The organism is Amycolatopsis melonis, from assembly GCF_040064235.1.
Lineage (GTDB): Bacteria > Actinomycetota > Actinomycetes > Mycobacteriales > Pseudonocardiaceae > Amycolatopsis > Amycolatopsis melonis.
On record NZ_JBDZYD010000010.1, the window covers coordinates 342890 to 357767 of the forward strand.

16 protein-coding genes are annotated in these 14878 nt (G+C 70.5%); 5 read left to right on the plus strand and 11 right to left on the minus strand.

Annotated elements, in window-relative coordinates; genetic code table 11:
- Positions 1–4: 4 nt before the first annotated feature.
- The 3 genes from ABJI51_RS27395 to ABJI51_RS27405 all read right to left on the minus strand — a co-directional run bounded on the left by ABJI51_RS27395 (position 5) and on the right by ABJI51_RS27405 (position 2314).
- Complete coding sequence (locus tag ABJI51_RS27395; RefSeq protein ID WP_348952459.1) at positions 5–328, minus strand: WXG100 family type VII secretion target; 324 nt, start codon at positions 326–328, stop codon at positions 5–7.
- Positions 328–930, minus strand: a complete 603-nt coding sequence (locus ABJI51_RS27400; RefSeq protein ID WP_348952458.1) for a YbaB/EbfC family nucleoid-associated protein — start codon at positions 928–930, stop codon at positions 328–330. Before ABJI51_RS27400 ends, ABJI51_RS27395 begins: the two co-directional genes overlap by 1 nt.
- Positions 931–1021: 91 nt before the next feature.
- On the minus strand, positions 1022–2314 hold the full coding sequence (locus ABJI51_RS27405; RefSeq protein ID WP_348952457.1) for an MFS transporter: 1293 nt from the start codon (positions 2312–2314) through the stop codon (positions 1022–1024).
- 203 nt (positions 2315–2517) lie between these two features.
- Here ABJI51_RS27405 and ABJI51_RS27410 point away from each other — a divergent pair, with 203 nt between their 5' ends.
- Entirely contained in the window at positions 2518–3099 is a 582-nt protein-coding gene (locus ABJI51_RS27410; protein WP_348952456.1) for a YqgE/AlgH family protein, read from the plus strand.
- On the opposite strand, the gene ABJI51_RS27415 is transcribed toward ABJI51_RS27410, so the two are convergent.
- A complete protein-coding gene (locus ABJI51_RS27415) occupies positions 3096–3509 on the minus strand; it encodes an SdpI family protein (RefSeq protein WP_348952455.1) in 414 nt (137 codons plus the stop codon). The two genes, ABJI51_RS27410 and ABJI51_RS27415, sit on opposite strands and share 4 nt — an antisense overlap.
- 66 nt (positions 3510–3575) lie before the next feature.
- Here ABJI51_RS27415 and ABJI51_RS27420 point away from each other — a divergent pair, with 66 nt between their 5' ends.
- The 3 genes from ABJI51_RS27420 to ABJI51_RS27430 all read left to right on the plus strand — a co-directional run bounded on the left by ABJI51_RS27420 (position 3576) and on the right by ABJI51_RS27430 (position 8598).
- Complete coding sequence (locus ABJI51_RS27420) at positions 3576–4736, plus strand: esterase-like activity of phytase family protein (RefSeq protein ID WP_348952454.1); 1161 nt, start codon at positions 3576–3578, stop codon at positions 4734–4736.
- A gap of 193 nt (positions 4737–4929) precedes the next feature.
- Entirely contained in the window at positions 4930–7770 is a 2841-nt protein-coding gene (leuS, locus tag ABJI51_RS27425; protein WP_348952453.1) for a leucine--tRNA ligase, read from the plus strand.
- Between the two features lie 90 nt (positions 7771–7860).
- The gene (locus tag ABJI51_RS27430; protein ID WP_348952452.1) at positions 7861–8598 is read left to right on the plus strand and encodes a 3-oxoacyl-ACP reductase family protein; all 738 of its coding nucleotides are present in this window, start codon (positions 7861–7863) and stop codon (positions 8596–8598) included.
- Here the strand turns inward: ABJI51_RS27430 and ABJI51_RS27435 are convergent.
- From ABJI51_RS27435 to ABJI51_RS27465, 7 genes are all read right to left on the minus strand, one after another.
- Positions 8595–9332, minus strand: a complete 738-nt coding sequence (locus tag ABJI51_RS27435; protein WP_348952451.1) for a TetR/AcrR family transcriptional regulator — start codon at positions 9330–9332, stop codon at positions 8595–8597. The genes ABJI51_RS27430 and ABJI51_RS27435 overlap by 4 nt on opposite strands.
- A 71-nt stretch (positions 9333–9403) precedes the next feature.
- Positions 9404–10018, minus strand: a complete 615-nt coding sequence (locus ABJI51_RS27440; protein ID WP_348952450.1) for a DUF3558 domain-containing protein — start codon at positions 10016–10018, stop codon at positions 9404–9406.
- 10 nt (positions 10019–10028) lie between these two features.
- Positions 10029–10649, minus strand: coding sequence for a DUF3558 domain-containing protein (locus tag ABJI51_RS27445; protein WP_348952449.1), 621 nt, complete (start codon positions 10647–10649; stop codon positions 10029–10031).
- Positions 10646–11053, minus strand: a complete 408-nt coding sequence (locus ABJI51_RS27450; RefSeq protein ID WP_348952448.1) for a hypothetical protein — start codon at positions 11051–11053, stop codon at positions 10646–10648. Before ABJI51_RS27450 ends, ABJI51_RS27445 begins: the two co-directional genes overlap by 4 nt.
- Complete coding sequence (locus ABJI51_RS27455; protein WP_348952447.1) at positions 11050–11793, minus strand: ESX secretion-associated protein EspG; 744 nt, start codon at positions 11791–11793, stop codon at positions 11050–11052. The genes ABJI51_RS27450 and ABJI51_RS27455 overlap by 4 nt, the downstream gene beginning before the upstream one ends.
- Complete coding sequence (locus tag ABJI51_RS27460) at positions 11790–13157, minus strand: hypothetical protein (protein WP_348952446.1); 1368 nt, start codon at positions 13155–13157, stop codon at positions 11790–11792. Before ABJI51_RS27460 ends, ABJI51_RS27455 begins: the two co-directional genes overlap by 4 nt.
- A 43-nt stretch (positions 13158–13200) precedes the next feature.
- Entirely contained in the window at positions 13201–13617 is a 417-nt protein-coding gene (locus ABJI51_RS27465) for a hypothetical protein (protein WP_348952445.1), read from the minus strand.
- Between the two features lie 371 nt (positions 13618–13988).
- Between ABJI51_RS27465 and ABJI51_RS27470 the strand changes: the two genes are divergently transcribed.
- Positions 13989–14858 carry a ribokinase gene (locus tag ABJI51_RS27470; RefSeq protein ID WP_348952444.1) on the plus strand — a complete coding sequence of 290 codons (870 nt, stop codon included), beginning with the start codon at positions 13989–13991 and terminating at the stop codon, positions 14856–14858.
- The last annotated feature ends 20 nt before the right edge of the window (positions 14859–14878 follow it).

Sequence of the window (14878 nt, forward strand, 5' to 3'; positions counted from 1 at the left end):
CGCGTCATTGCCCCTTGCTCAGCTGGGACGTCACGTCCTCGTCGGCGCCCGACAGGGCCTTCATCGACTTGGCGACGTTCTGCTGCATCCCCCGCAACCCCTGCACGAGGTTGGTGAACCCTTCGACGGCGCCCTGCGCCCCCGGCACGTAGTCCTTGGCGAACTCCTTGCCGGACTCGTCGCCGCCCCAGCATTCGCCCTGTGCGGCGAGCGCGCCCTGCAGTGCCTTGACCGCGTTGTCGAGCCCGTCCGCGGCCGTGATCAGGCCGTTCGACGCGCGCAGCACCGCGTCCGGCTCCGCGGTGAAACCGGCTCCCCCCGCCGGCATCAGTTACCCCTCGTCATCCAGGACGACGGCGGTTCTTCCTCTTCGTCGTCACGAGGTGGGCGGACGCGCTTGGGCGCGGGCTTGGGCGCAGGCATCGGTGGCGGAGGCGGTGCCTGTTCGTTGCGCAGGATCGAGCCGCCGTCTTCGAACGACTCCGGGCGCGGTGGCGGGGGCGGCTCTTCCTCGGCGAAGTCCGGGATCGGCGGCACCAGCCCGGCCAGCGACGGCGCGCCCTCGACCAGGTCGGCGAGGTCGGGCAGGCCTTCGGTGATCGGCGCCATCAGGTCCGCGATCTTCTGCTTGACCTGCAGCGATCCCTGCCGCACCAGGGTCTGGACGGTGTTCGCGAGCTGCGCGGGCGTCGTGCGCTCGAACGTGCTCGGCGCGAACTCGAGCTTCGCGAGGCTGCCGCCGGCGTCGATGGTTGCGCGGACGAGCCCGTCGGGGGACGTCACCTCCGCCGTCGTCGCGGCGGCCGCGGCCTGGGCGTCGCGCAGCTGCGCGGTCTGCCGCTCGAAGTTCTCCAGGAGGGTGTCCATCCGGTCCTTCATCGCGGCATTGCGTGCTTCGAGCTGCGCACGGTCGTCGCCGGCGGTGGTCACAGGTGCCCCCGGTGTCCCTCGAACCTACTAATGACTAAGGGGCACCCTAATGCCAATGGAGCAGTCCCGGTGACCGGTTCGGGTGTTTGCCTCAGCGAATCGTGCGCCGCCGGGCGAGCAGGTACCCGGCCCCGCCGACGAGGTAGCAGACCGTCGCGGCGATGAGCAGGCCCGGCGAGCGGCCGTCGGCCGGGACGACCAGCGCGGCCAGCGAAACCGCCGCCACCTGCGTGATGTTGAAGAGCGTGTCGTACAGCGCGAACACCCGGCCGCGGGCTTCGTCGGCGACGTCGAGCTGGATCGACGAATCGACACAGAGCTTCAGCACCTGCCCGGCGCCGGTGATGAGGAACGCCGCCAGCAGCGCCAGTGGCAGCACCATCGGCAGGCCCAGCGCCGCCTGGGCGGCCGCGGCCAGCACCAGCGCGCCGAGCACCGCGCGGAGCCGTCCGAAGACGCGGACCAGCCGCGCGGTCAGCAGGCCGGCCAGCAGCAGCCCGGCACCGCCGAGCGCGGCCATCTGCCCGAGCCCGGGCAGGCCGGCGCGGAAGACGCCGTTGTCGGTGAAGTGGTTGCGCATCAGCAGCACGGTGACCAGCAGCGACACCCCGAACGACGCCCGGTGCGCGAACAGCGCGACGAACCCGGCCGTGACACTGGGGGCGCGCCAGGCGTGGCGGGCGCCGTCGGCGAGCCCGCGCGCGACCGCCAGCACCGGGTTCGGCGGCTCGTCGACCACCGACGGCCCGAGCAGGCCACGCGCGAACCCGCGCGCGAGGAACGCCGAGACCAGCGTGCCGAGCACGGCGAACGCCGTGGTCTCCGCCGAGCCGACGTCACCGCTGCCGAACAGCGCCCGCAGGCCGATCGCGCAGCCGCCGCCCAGGACGGCGACCACCGAGCCGAGCGTGGTGGCGAACGCGTTCGCCGTCACGACGCTTTCTTCCTCGACGACGTGCGGCAGCGACGCCGAGAGTCCGGAGCCGATGAAGCGCGTGATCCCTTCCGCGGCCAGTGCCAGCGAAAACAGCCCGAACCCGCCGAAGCCGAAGCCGACGGCGGCGGCCGCGGCGACGATCGCGAGGCCGCGCAGGAGGTTCGCGAAGACGAGCACCCGGCGGCGGTCCCACCGGTCCAGCAGCGCACCGGCGAAGGGCCCGACGACGGAGTACGGCAGCAGCAGCGCGGCGAACCCGCCCGCGATGGCCAGCGGATCGGCGCCGCGTTCGGGGTTGAACAGCACGGCGCCGGCGAGCCCGGCGCGGAAGACGCCGTCGCCCCAGCTCGCCGCGAAGCGCGTGAACAGCAGACGCCGGAAGTCCGGGTCCTTGAGCAGCTCCCGAGGGCCTCTTCGCGCTGTTGCCGACTGGGCGCTGATCGTCACGATGCCAGAGTAAAGGGTGGCCGACGCACTAAGGTCGCCTCTCGGCGGCTATGCGCAGTGTGGCTCCAGCCGGACGGTATTCCACAAAGGCGGTTCTTCAGTGAGCCCGGGGGACACGGAGTGCGCCGGCCACATGTTTCGAACGAGGCTGATGGGACGATTGTTCCCGAGCCGAAGTAATTCGCCGGGCCAGGGGTGGGATCATGGGTCGCGTGCCAGCGGACGCCGAGGTTGAACCGGGAACGCTCCTGGTCGCCGCCCCCACGATGGTCGACCCCAACTTCCGCCGGACCGTGGTGTTCGTCATCGACCACCGCGAGGAGGGCACGCTGGGCGTGGTCCTGAACCGGCCGAGCGACGTCGCCGTGCACGACGTGCTGCCCAACTGGGGCGGGCACGTCGCCGAGCCGCAGGCGGTGTTCGTCGGCGGGCCGGTCGAGAAGAAGACGGCGTTGTGCCTGGCCGCGCTGCGGACCGGCGAGACGGCGGCGAGCGTGCCGGGCGTGATCGCGGTCCGCGGCCCGGTCGCGCTGGTCGACCTGGACACCGACCCCGAGGTGCTGGTGCCGAAGGTCCGCGGCGTGCGCGTCTTCGCCGGCTACGCCGGGTGGGACTCCGGGCAGCTGGCGGGCGAGATCGAGCGCGACGACTGGCTCATCGTGCCCGCGCTGCCGAGCGACATCCTGGCGTCACCGAACGGCGACCTGTGGAGCCAGGTGCTGCGCCGCCAGGGCATCCCGATGGCGCTGCTGGCCACCCACCCGGGTGACCTCCAGCGGAATTAGGCGTCGTCCTTCTTGAAGACGCCGCAGCCGCCGCACGCGCAGCCGCTGCACCCGGCCGGGGCCGCCGGAGCCGGCGCCGGGACGGTCAGCGCGGCCCGGTTGCCGAGCACGCCGCCACCCATGACCAGCAGGAGCATCGCCAGGACACCGGCGAGCGCGGCGGAGACCAGCCCGCCGGTCGTCGGCATCGCGAGCCCGGCCAGCCCGGACAGCACGGCGATCGCGCCACCCGCCATGGTCGGCAGCCCGGCGACGCGGTTGGCCAGCTTGAACGCTTCTTCGCTGCGCAGCGCGGCCTGCGTGCGCACGCCGGTCCCGCCTTCGCGCGTCAAGCGCTCGCGGAAACCGAGGAACCCACCAAAGCCGACGAACAGACCCAGCACGATCGGAACCAGCGCGATAGCGAACACGAGGTCAAGGATAAGCGTGACGTCCCGGCAACCTGCCGGATACCCTGATCGACTGTGCTACAGGCCATGTCACCGCGTGTACTCCCCACCGTCCTGGCCACTGCCCTGATCGGGGGACTCCTCGCCGCCGCGCCGGCGGATGCCACCGAGAGTCATCAGCGGCCGATCCGGCTGCTCGGCGAAAAGATCGTCCCCAACGCCCTGCCGTTCCAGGGCACGACGGTCGGCGGCCTGTCCAGCATCGACTACGACCCCCGCACCGGCGGCTACGCGCTGATCTGCGACGACCGCTCGGCGATCAACCCCGCCCGGTTCTACACCGCGACGTTCCCGGTGTCCGCGGACGGTGTCGGCGACGTCACCTTCACCGGCACGAAGCCGCTGCTGCGCCCGGACGGCACGCCGTACCCGCCGCTGGCCAAGAACGACCCGTCGCTGCCGCAGAACGAGCAGACGATCGACCCCGAAGAGCTGCGCGTCGACCCGTGGACCGGTGACTACTACTGGTCGCAGGAGGGCGAGCGGACCGCGACGACGTTGATCGACCCGTCGATCCGCGAAGCCCGCCGCACCGGCGAATACGTCCGTGACCTGCCGATTCCCGCGAACGAGAAGATGACGCCGACGGCGGGCCCGCGGCAGAACCTCGTGCTCGAGGGCATCACGTTCACCGGGTTCGGCTCGCTGCTGGCCAGCGAGGTCGAGGGCCCGCTGCTGCAGGACGGCCCGGAGCCGACGACGACGTCCGGCGCGCTGTCGCGGATCACCCTGCAGTCGCGGTTCGGGCCGGTACTGGCGCAGTACGCCTACCCGCAGGAGCCGCTGTTCGCCGCGCCGGTGCCGCCGACGGCGTTCGCCACCACCGGCGTGTCCTCGATGCTGGCCGTCGACCAGGCCGACCCGACGAAGTTCCTCATGATGGAGCGCTCGTTCAGCACCGGCGTCGGCAACAAGGTGCGCGTCTACGAGATCGACACGAAGGGCGCCACGAACGTCCTGAACGTGAAGTCTCTCGCTGACGCGAAGCACGTCAAGCCGGTGAAGAAGCGGCTGCTCTTCGACGCCGCCGACCTCGGCTTGTCCACTGTGGACAACCTGGAGGGCATGACGTGGGGGCCGAAGCTGCCCAACGGGGAGCGCAGCTTGATCTTGGTCAGCGACAACAACTTCTCCGCGACCCAGGTCACCCAGTTCGTCGCACTGGCGGTCCCCTCCGAACGGCTTTGACCAGCAAGTTACGATGAAGGGGTGAACACGGCTCGGCTGCTCCTTAGCCTGCCGCGTTGACCGGGCCCGGCCCGGCCGGCGCGGCGACCCCTCATGCCCTGGTGGCTGGGGGGTCGAGTTGTTTCTGGAGCGGCTGTATCGATGAGCTCTCGGCGGGAAAGAGTGCCTCGAGCTTGAAACGAAGGACGACGTCATGACTGAGGCGACAGGGACCGACGTCCCGGCGCACCGCTACACGGCGGCGCTGGCGGGGCAGATCGAGCAGCGCTGGCAGGACCACTGGGCCGACCAGGGGACCTTCCACGCGCCCAACCCCGTCGGGCCGCTCGCCGTCGAGGGGCAGCAGGTGCCCAGCGACAAGCTGTTCGTCCAGGACATGTTCCCGTACCCGTCGGGCTCCGGCCTGCACGTCGGGCACCCGCTGGGCTTCATCAGCACCGACGTCTTCGCCCGGTACCACCGGATGATCGGGCGCAACGTGCTGCACACGATGGGCTTCGACGCGTTCGGCCTGCCCGCCGAGCAGTACGCCGTCCAGACCGGGCAGCACCCGCGGAAGACGACCGAGGAGAACATCCGGACCTACCTGCGCCAGATCCGGCGCCTGGGCCTGGGCCACGACGAACGTCGTCGCATCTCCACGATCGACCCCGGGTACTACCGCTGGACACAGTGGATCTTCCTGCAGATCTTCAACTCCTGGTACGACACCGAGGCGGGCAAGGCCCGGCCGATCGCCGAGCTGGAGGCCGCGTTCGCCGACGGCTCCCGCCCGACGCCGGACGGCCGCGAGTGGGCGGCGCTGAGCGCGGCCGAGCGGAAGAAGGTGATCGACGACCACCGGCTGGTGTACATCTCCGAAGCGCCGGTCAACTGGTGCCCCGGCCTGGGGACGGTGCTGTCGAACGAGGAGGTCACCGCCGAGGGCCGCAGCGAGCGCGGCAACTTCCCGGTCTTCCGGCGCAACCTGCGCCAGTGGATGATGCGGATCACCGCCTACGCCGACCGCCTGGTCGACGACCTGGACCTGCTGGACTGGCCGGAGAAGGTCAAGTCCATGCAGCGGAACTGGATCGGCCGCTCGCACGGCGCCCGCGTCACCTTCCCCTGCGGTGACGAGGCGATCGAGATCTTCACGACCCGGCCGGACACCCTGTTCGGCGCCACCTACATGGTGCTGGCGCCGGAACACCCGCTGGTCGACAAGCTGGTCGCCGCCGCGTGGCCGCCGGAGGTCGACGAGCGCTGGACCGGCGGCGCGGCGACGCCCGCCGAAGCGATCAAGGAGTACCGCGTCGCGGCGTCGCGGAAGTCCGAGCTGGACCGGCAGGAGAACAAGGAGAAGACCGGCGTCTTCACCGGCGCGTACGCGACGAACCCGGTCAACGGCAAGCAGATCCCGGTCTTCGTCGCCGACTACGTGCTGATGGGCTACGGCACCGGCGCGATCATGGCCGTCCCCGGCCAGGACGTCCGCGACTGGGAGTTCGCCGAGAAGTTCGGCCTGGACATCATCCGGACCGTGCAGCCGTCCGAGGGCTTCGACGGCAAGGCGTACACCGGTGACGGCCCGGCGATCAACTCGGGCTTCCTGGACGGCATGGACGTCGCCGAGGCCAAGAAGACGATCATCGCCTGGCTGACCGAGAACGGTGCCGGCACCGGGACCGTCCAGTACAAGCTGCGTGACTGGCTGTTCTCGCGCCAGCGCTACTGGGGCGAGCCGTTCCCGGTGGTCTACGACGAGAACGGCGAGGTCCACGCCCTGCCCGAGTCGATGCTGCCGGTCGAGCTGCCCGAGGTCGCCGACTACTCGCCGGTGACGTTCGACCCGGAGGACCGCGAGTCGACGCCGTCGTCGCCGCTGGCCCGCGCGACCGACTGGGTCGAGGTCGAGCTGGACCTGGGCGACGGCCCGAAGAAGTACCGCCGCGACATCAACACGATGCCGAACTGGGCGGGTTCCTGCTGGTACCAGCTGCGCTACCTGGACCCGACGAACTCCGAGGCGTTCTGCGCGCCGGAGAACGAGCAGTACTGGATGGGCCCCCGCCCCGGCGAGTACGGCGCGGACGACACCGGCGGTGTCGACCTGTACGTCGGCGGCGTCGAGCACGCCGTGCTGCACCTGCTGTACTCGCGGTTCTGGCACAAGGTGCTGTACGACCTGGGCCACGTGAGCTCCAAGGAGCCGTACCGGAAGCTGTTCAACCAGGGCTACATCGAGGCGTACGCGTACACGGACTCGCGCGGCGTCTACGTCCCGGCCGAGCAGGTCGAGGAGCGCGACGGCAAGTACTTCTACGACGGTGAGGAAGTCACCCAGGAGTACGGCAAGATGGGCAAGAGCCTGAAGAACGTCGTCACGCCGGACGAGATGGCCGAGAACTACGGCGCCGACACGTTCCGGTTCTACGAGATGGCGATGGGCCCGCTGGCGATGTCGCGTCCCTGGGCGACGAAGGACGTCGTGGGCGCGCACCGGTTCCTGCAGCGGCTGTGGCGGCTGGTCGTCGACGAGGAGACCGGCGAGCTGCGGGTGTCCAATGAGGACGCTTCCGAGGCGGACCGCAAGGTGCTGCACAAGACCATCGCCGGCGTCCGCGAGGACTACGCGGAGATGCGGTTCAACACGGCGGGCGCGAAGCTGATCGAGCTGAACAACCACGTCACCAAGGTCTACGGCGGGGCGGCGGCGACGCCGCGCGAGCTGGCCGAGCCGCTGGTGCTGATGCTGGCGCCGCTGGCCCCGCACATGGCCGAGGAGCTGTGGCACCGGCTGGGCCACGCGGACTCGCTGGTGCAGGGCCCGTTCCCGGTGGTGGACGAGAAGTACCTGGTCGAGGACTCCGTCGAGTACCCGATCCAGGTCAACGGCAAGGTCCGCTCCCGGGTGACGGTCGCGGCTTCGGCGTCCCAGGACGAGGTCCAGGCGGCGGCGCTGGCGGACGAGAAGGTCGCGGCGATGGTCGGCGACGGCTCGCCGCGCAAGGTGATCGTGGTCCCGGGCCGGCTGGTCAACATCGTGCTGTAGCGCCCTGTCGGAAATACGCCGGTGCCGTCGCCGCGTTCCCGATTTGATTGAGCGGTCAAGGAAACACGTTCGATCGAAGGAGAACCGGGCATGACCCTCGACGGCAAGGTGGCGCTGGTGACCGGCGGCAGCCGAGGCATCGGCGCGGCCACGGCACTGCGGCTCGCCGAGGACGGCGCGGACGTCGCACTGACGTACGTGCACAACGCCGCGCAGGCGGCCGAGGTGGTCGAGCAGATCAAGAACCTCGGCCGCCGCGCGCTGGCGATCCAGGCGGACTCGGCGGACGCTGCCGCGGTTTCGGCCGCCGTTTCGGCCGCGGTGGCGGAGTTCGGCCGCCTGGACGTGCTGGTGAACAACGCGGGCGTCGGCTTCGTCGCACCGCTGGCCGAGACGTCCCTCGACGACGTCGACCGCGTGCTGGCGGTGAACGTCCGCGGCGTGTTCGCGGCCACCCAGGCCGCGGCCGGAGTCCTGGGCGAAGGCGGCCGCATCATCACGATCGGCAGCTGCGTGACCGACCGCGTGCCGGGCCCGGGCATGGCCCTGTACGCGACGAGCAAGGCGGCGATGCTCGGCCTGACCAAGGCACTGGCCCGCGAGCTGGGGCCGCGCGGCATCACGGTCAACCTGGTCCACCCGGGCCCGACGGACACGGACATGAACCCGGCCGACGGCCCGTACGCGGCGGACCAGGCGGCCATGACGGCGTTCGACCGCTACGGCTCACCGGCCGAGGTGGCGGCCGCGGTCGCCTACCTGGCCTCGCCGGGCGCCGGCTACGTGACGGGAACGGTGCTGGCCGTGGACGGCGGCCACGCGGCCTAGCCGGAGTAGAGCCCGATCTCCCGGGCGAGGTCGATGAGCATGGCCTCGAACAGGACGTCCGGTTTGGACATGGGGATCGGGTAGTTGCCGAAGACCTCGAGCGTGACGTGCCCGTAGAGCCGGGCCCAGAACTGGATCATCAGGTACGTCACGCCGAGGTCGATCTTCTCCACGGGCACGTCCTGGTCGGACTCGACGAGCACGGCGACCAGCGATTCCTGGAAGGTCTGCAGGTCGTCCCGCAGCTCGTCGGGCACCCCGCTGGCCGAGGGCAGCACGATGTCGTGGCGCGCGAGAACCCGCCCCGCGGCGGCGAGGAAGATCCGCCCGAAAGGCTCATCCACCCGGCTCAGCGCACTTCCGGCCGCCGAGCCCACACCCCCGGTCGGCGACGCGAAGACCAGCGTGAATTCCTTCGTGTGGGTGAGCGCCCACCGCCGGAAGCCCTTGCAGATGGCGAAGAGCTGCAGCATCCCGTCGTCGGGCAGCTCGGCGATCTCCTCGGCGAGTTCGTCCGCCAGATCGGCACAGACGTCCAGCCGCAGGTTCTCGACGAGGTCATCCCGAGACTCGTAGTACCGGTAGAGCGCGGGCGCGGTGATCCCCAGCTCCCGAGCGATGGCCCGCAGCGTGACCGCCTCGGGCCCCTGCTCGACCAGCAGCTTCCGGGCGGTCCGCCGGATGTCCTGTTCGGTAGCCGCACGCGCGCGACCCCTCCGGGTGGGGTGGCTCATCCGGACAGTCTAGGTGCTTACTACGACAATTTTCGCATTAACGCGATGTCGGCCGTAACGAAAGGTGCAGCTCAGGCCCGCGCCTTGAGGTTGGTCAGCACGGTGCCGGCCACTTCGGGAGCGAGGTCGAAGCAGTCTTTGCCTTCGCCCGCGGCCTTGTCGCCGAGCGTCAACCCCGTCGAAAACGCCAGCTTGTCGGTCACTCCGACGACGATGACGCAGGCGCGCTTGTCGGCGGAGTTGGTGTAGGCCACGGCGGGGAATCCCCGGATCGGTGCGAGCGACTTCCATCGCGCGGCTGTCGGCTGCACGTTCTGGTAGGCCAGGCTGATTCCCTGGTCGGACTTGGTCTGGTAGGCGACGGTGATGCCTGCTCCTGAGCCGGAAGCGCTGCTCCACTGACACATCGGGCCGAGCTGTGTGTCACTGGGTTTGGCCGGGGTGGGCTGCCCGAGGAGGTGATCGACTTGGCTGCTGGTGAGGGCGCTGTCGCACGGGCTGCCGTCGAGTACCGCCGGCGAGAGCGGCGAGTCGACCGTGGGTGCTCCGGTGTGCGGAAGAGTCGCGGCAGTGGATTCGGCTGTCGAGGGAGCTGGACTGGCCGTGCCCCGCTTGCCCGCGCAGCCCGCGAGCAAGATCGCGCAAGCGGCGGCGACGGTGACAGCAGTGATTCCTCGCCTGTTCATTCGAATCCGCTCAGGCCCGGGCCTTGAGGTTGGTCATGACCGTATCGGCGACGCCGCGTCCGAGCTGGCAGGCGTCCTTGCCGGCCTGGACCGCGGAGTCACCGATGCTCAGCGAGACGGAATAGGCCAGCTCGTCCGAGACTCCGACAACGATCACGCAGGTGCGGTTGTCGGTGGTTCCGGTGTCCACATAACCGACCGCCGGATAGCCCTGGATCGGCTCCAGTGTGTCGACCCACCGTTTGGCTTTCGGCTTCTCGTTCTTGTAGGTGAGGCTCAGCCCTTGCCCTGTCTTGGTGTCGTATCCGACCAGGATTCCAGCTGCCGTTCCGGAGGCGCTGGCCCAGTCGCACGTGGGTCCCAGTTCGGTGTCGCTCGCCTTCGGCGTGGTGGTTGGCCCGAGGTAGCCCATGAGTTGTTCGGCTGTCAGAGCGGAATCACAGGGACTGCCGGCCAAAGCCGCCGCCGGGAGAGGGTTGTCGACTTTCGGGGCGCCGCTGTTCGGCAGTGCCGCGGTATTGGTCGGCACGGGGACGGCTGTGCCGTTCGTCGGCTTCTTGCCGGTGCATGACGTCAACAAAGCCGCTCCCAACGTGACTGCGACAGCGGCCAGGAGAACTTGACGGCTCATTGGAGCGACCCCTTGATCGTCTTGGTCGAGTCTGCTGCTTGCTGGTCCGCGGCCTCCGTGATGCCGAGGGCCTGCTGCAACCTGCGGATCAGCTCCGTGAAGTAGCTGAACTGGTACCGGAGATGACCCTGGTAGTACGCGCCGGCCTCATTGATTCCGTTCGGCCCGTTCACTGCGGCTTGACTGACCGGTTCTTCGGCCGGTGGCCTCGCCTGCGACAAGTGATCGGCCGCTCGCATTTGCTGGACGAGTGCTTCGCGTTGAGTCTTGGCCTTCTCGAGCATCGCCCGCATCTCCTCGGAGCTCATCGCGAACCCCTGTCCACCAGCCGGTCGCGAAGCGCCCGGCGCGTCGGTGGCCCAAAACCCGACCCCGCTGAAGATCGCGCTTCTCGGTTCCGTCATCGTGCTCCTCCGCCGAGCCCGTCCAGCGTTGCGTACAGCACTTCGGCCAGCGCAGCGCGAGTCCCCGGCTCGAACCTCACCAGCCGCCCGGGCTGCACGTACGTCAGTACCCGGCCGGTTCCGGCGATGTCCACGGCCGTGATCGGGGCGCTGCGAGATCCGTGGCTCACCGCGTAGCACTGGTGGAGGCCCGTCCGCCGGGCCGACATCAGCCGGCGGGCCCAGGGCAGTGGGTCGTGGCCGCCGTCGTCGGTTGTTGGGTCTTCGAGGTCGTACGACTCCTCTGCCGCGCTTGCCGAGAACCGTGCTTGCGGGATCGACACCGCTTCGATGCGGGCCGGCGGGACCGGGGGCAGCACGTCCACCAGGGATTCCGCGATCCGGTCCACGGCGTCGATCCGGACCGTGTCGTCCTTCCGGATCAGCCGCAGCGCGTCCGGGCCGTCCGCCGCCACCAGGACCGTGCCCGACTCGTCCGCCTCGATGTCGCCCAGCCACGCCGTCAACCGGCGGGGGCCCCTCGCCAGGACACGCAGGACGTCACGGAATTCGCGCGTCAGCGTGCCGCCCGTGGCGAGCCGGAGCGAGGCGAGGACGTCCAGCACCTTCTCCTCGAGCCTCTTTCGGGTCTCGTCGCCGAGCCACAGGTTGTCCGGGCCGAGGACCGCGGGCGGTGGGCCGTGGCGTTCCCACTCCCAGGCCGTCAGCAACGCCGTCTTCGGCAAGAAGAGCGTGTTCACAGCCCGATCACCGGGGGCACCGTCCGCTCGTCGGACCCGCCGAAGACGCTCTCCGGATCCGGTTCCACCAGGTACGACGCCCGCTGGTGCTCCTCGTCCTCCTGCTTGCCCTTGCCTGCCCCGGCGCCCATGGCACCCATGCCCGGCGCGCCCGGCTTCCCGGCGGCACCACCGCCGCGGACCGCACCGGGACGGCCTTCGCCGGGCATTCCTGCTCCGCTGCCCCGGCCGCCTCCGGGCAGGGCTCCGGTCGCCCGGCCACCCGGGCCGGTACCCGCGGACGCCCCGGAACCGGAACCCGAGCCGGAACCCGAGCCGAAACGCGAACCAGGACCCGAGCCGGGGCCGAACCCGCCACCTGGGCCGAACCCGCCGTCCGGGCCGAAGCCGGGTCCGGATCCGCCGGGCAAGTACGGCGACGGCACGTCCGGCCGATAGCCAGGGGACGGCGGGACGTACCCCTGCGCCCGCACACTGTCGTCCACTCCTGGTGTCCCGGTGTGCGAACCCGGCGGCACGACCTGCCCAGGAGGCGGCGGCTGAACGGGCGGATGCACCGCAGGGTGAACCGCCGGTGGCGGCTGCACCTGCGATCCGATCGGCCGGTCATCCCTGCCGACGTCCGAACGCGACCGCTGCTTCGGCCGCTCGGCCGGGTCCTTCACCTGGAAGTCGCCGCCGGTGTACTCGCGGAGCTGGCCGTAGTCGATTGTCCGCGCCGCGGTGTTCGAGCTGGACTGCTGCGCGTAGGCGTTGTACCGCTCGACGTTCTCGGCGGCCTTCCGGTTGTACTGGTTGATCTGGTCTTCGGTGTCGGTGTCCCACGGCGTCACGACGTCCCAGGCGCTGCGCGTCGGCGGCCGGCCGGTGACGTCGGGGTGCAGCGAGTTCTTCATCTGGTGGAACTGGTCGATCTGCGCCTGCGACAGCGTCGAGTTCCGCTCCAGGGTCGCCGACGCCGAGGTCGCCGACGCCGTCAACGGCTTGAGACGCTCCCTGGCCGCGTCCGAAGCACTGCCGGTCCACGCCGACTCCAGGCCGGCGGTCAGCTCGCGCGTGCCCTGCTCCAGCCGGCGCTGGTATTCCGCCTGCTCCAGGCCCGCGCGGTGCACGTGCTGCAGCGACTCGGTGCCCGGCCCGCTCAGGACGGCCTGGACCAGCTGCGCCGGGGACAACCCGGCCGCCTGCGGATTGTTCGCCCCGGTCCCGGTCTGCGATCCGACATACGCGCCGGCGACCGCGCCGAGAGGCCCGCCCGCGAGCAAGCCGACGCCCGCGCCGCCGAGGACCTTGCCGATCCCCTCGCCACCCGACTCGACTGCGTGTGCGATCTCCGACCCGACGTGCTTCGCAGCGTCGAGCATGTCTCCGAACAACCCCACCGAACCGCGCTCCCCTCGCGTTCGATCACCCCTCCGTCACGGACGATACCTCATCGCTCACCGGCCGTGTGCGGAATCGGCCCAGGTCAGCCGTTCGCACCTGCCGGCGCGTCAGCGGCCGCAGCACCCACATGCACACCACGGCCATGCCGAGCGCGCCGAAGAAGTGCACGGTCCACGCGCCGATCAGCGAGGGACCGCCCCACGACCCGGCCGCGCCCTCCTCCGTCCAGAAGAACCCGAAGGTCGTGATCCGGCCGACGAGGTACCAGATCAGCAGCCCGAGCGGGAAGCCGGCGAGGCACGCGAAAAACGCCTTCCCGCCTCGCGGTTCCGCGTCCAGGCAGCGTCGCGCCAGCCACCGTCTCGCGCCCGGCCCCGCGAGGTACGCGGGCAGCGCGAGAACCGCGTACAACGTCCTTTTCCAGTCGGAAATGCTCATGAACCCGACGCTAGGAGCCGCCGAGCGGCTCGGACAGCCGGTTGTCCGTAAGGCCGGGTGGGGAAAACCGCAGGGGCGCCGCCGGCGTCGATCACTCGGGGGGCTACGTGATCGGCGCCGGCGACCCGATGCCCTGCCCGGCTCGCGCCGGATGGGGCAACGTCATCACGACCGGCGTGATGACGCACCTGGAGAGCGGGACCGGGGTCACGAAGTGACGGCCGGGGGACGGACATCCCCCGATCGAGTGACGGGTAGCCGCTGCACGCATGATTGTCGCACCCGGCACCGGATAAGTTACAAAAACCTTCACTTTCCCCTTGCCCATCCTCGCTGACCTGGTCCAAGCCCGTTCGTGACACAGTTCGGGCATGAACTCTGACGTGCTCGTTGTGGGATCGGCCAACGCCGACCTCGTCGTCGCGGTGGACCGGCGGCCGGGTGGCGGGGAGACGGTGCTGGGTGGTGACACCGTCCTCTCGCCCGGCGGGAAGGGGGCCAACACGGCCGTGGCGGCCGGACGGCTCGGCGCGGACGTCGCGCTGCTCGGCGCCGTCGGCGACGATCCCTACGGACGGCTGCTGCTCGACTCCCTGCGTGCCGCCGGGGTCGACACCGGGCTCGTGCGCACCAGCGACCGGCCGACCGGAATCGCCTACATCACCGTCACCCCGGACGGCGAGAACGCCATCCTCGTCTCCCCCGGCGCCAACTCCAGCCTGGAACCCGCCGACGTCGAGGCCGTCTTCGACGGCGTCGAGGTCATGGTCGTCTCGCTCGAGGTGCCGCTGCCGACCGTCGAGCACGCCGTCGCGCGGGCGGCCGAAAACGGCGTCAAGGTGCTGCTGAACCTCTCGCCTGCCGCGAAGCTGTCGCCGGAAACGCTGGGCAGGATCGACGTCCTGCTGGTCAACGAGCACGAGGCCGCCTGGCTCACCGGGCCCGGCGCGGACTTCCGGAAGCTGCTCGACCTGGGGCCGCGCGCGGCCGTCGTCACGCTGGGCGCCGCCGGGGCGGTCGTCGTCGAGGCCGGGGGCAGCACCGAGGTCGCGTCGCCGAAGGTCGACGCCGTGGACACCACCGGGGCCGGGGACGCCTTCGCGGGCGCGCTCGCCGCTTCGCTCGCCGACGGCGCCGACCTGGTCACCGCCGCGAAGCGGGCCGTGCGCGTCGCGGCCTTCAGCGTGACGCGGCCCGGGGCCCAGCCGTCCTACCCGACCGCCGCCGACCTCGGGGAATGATCACCGGGCCGCGCGTGTTG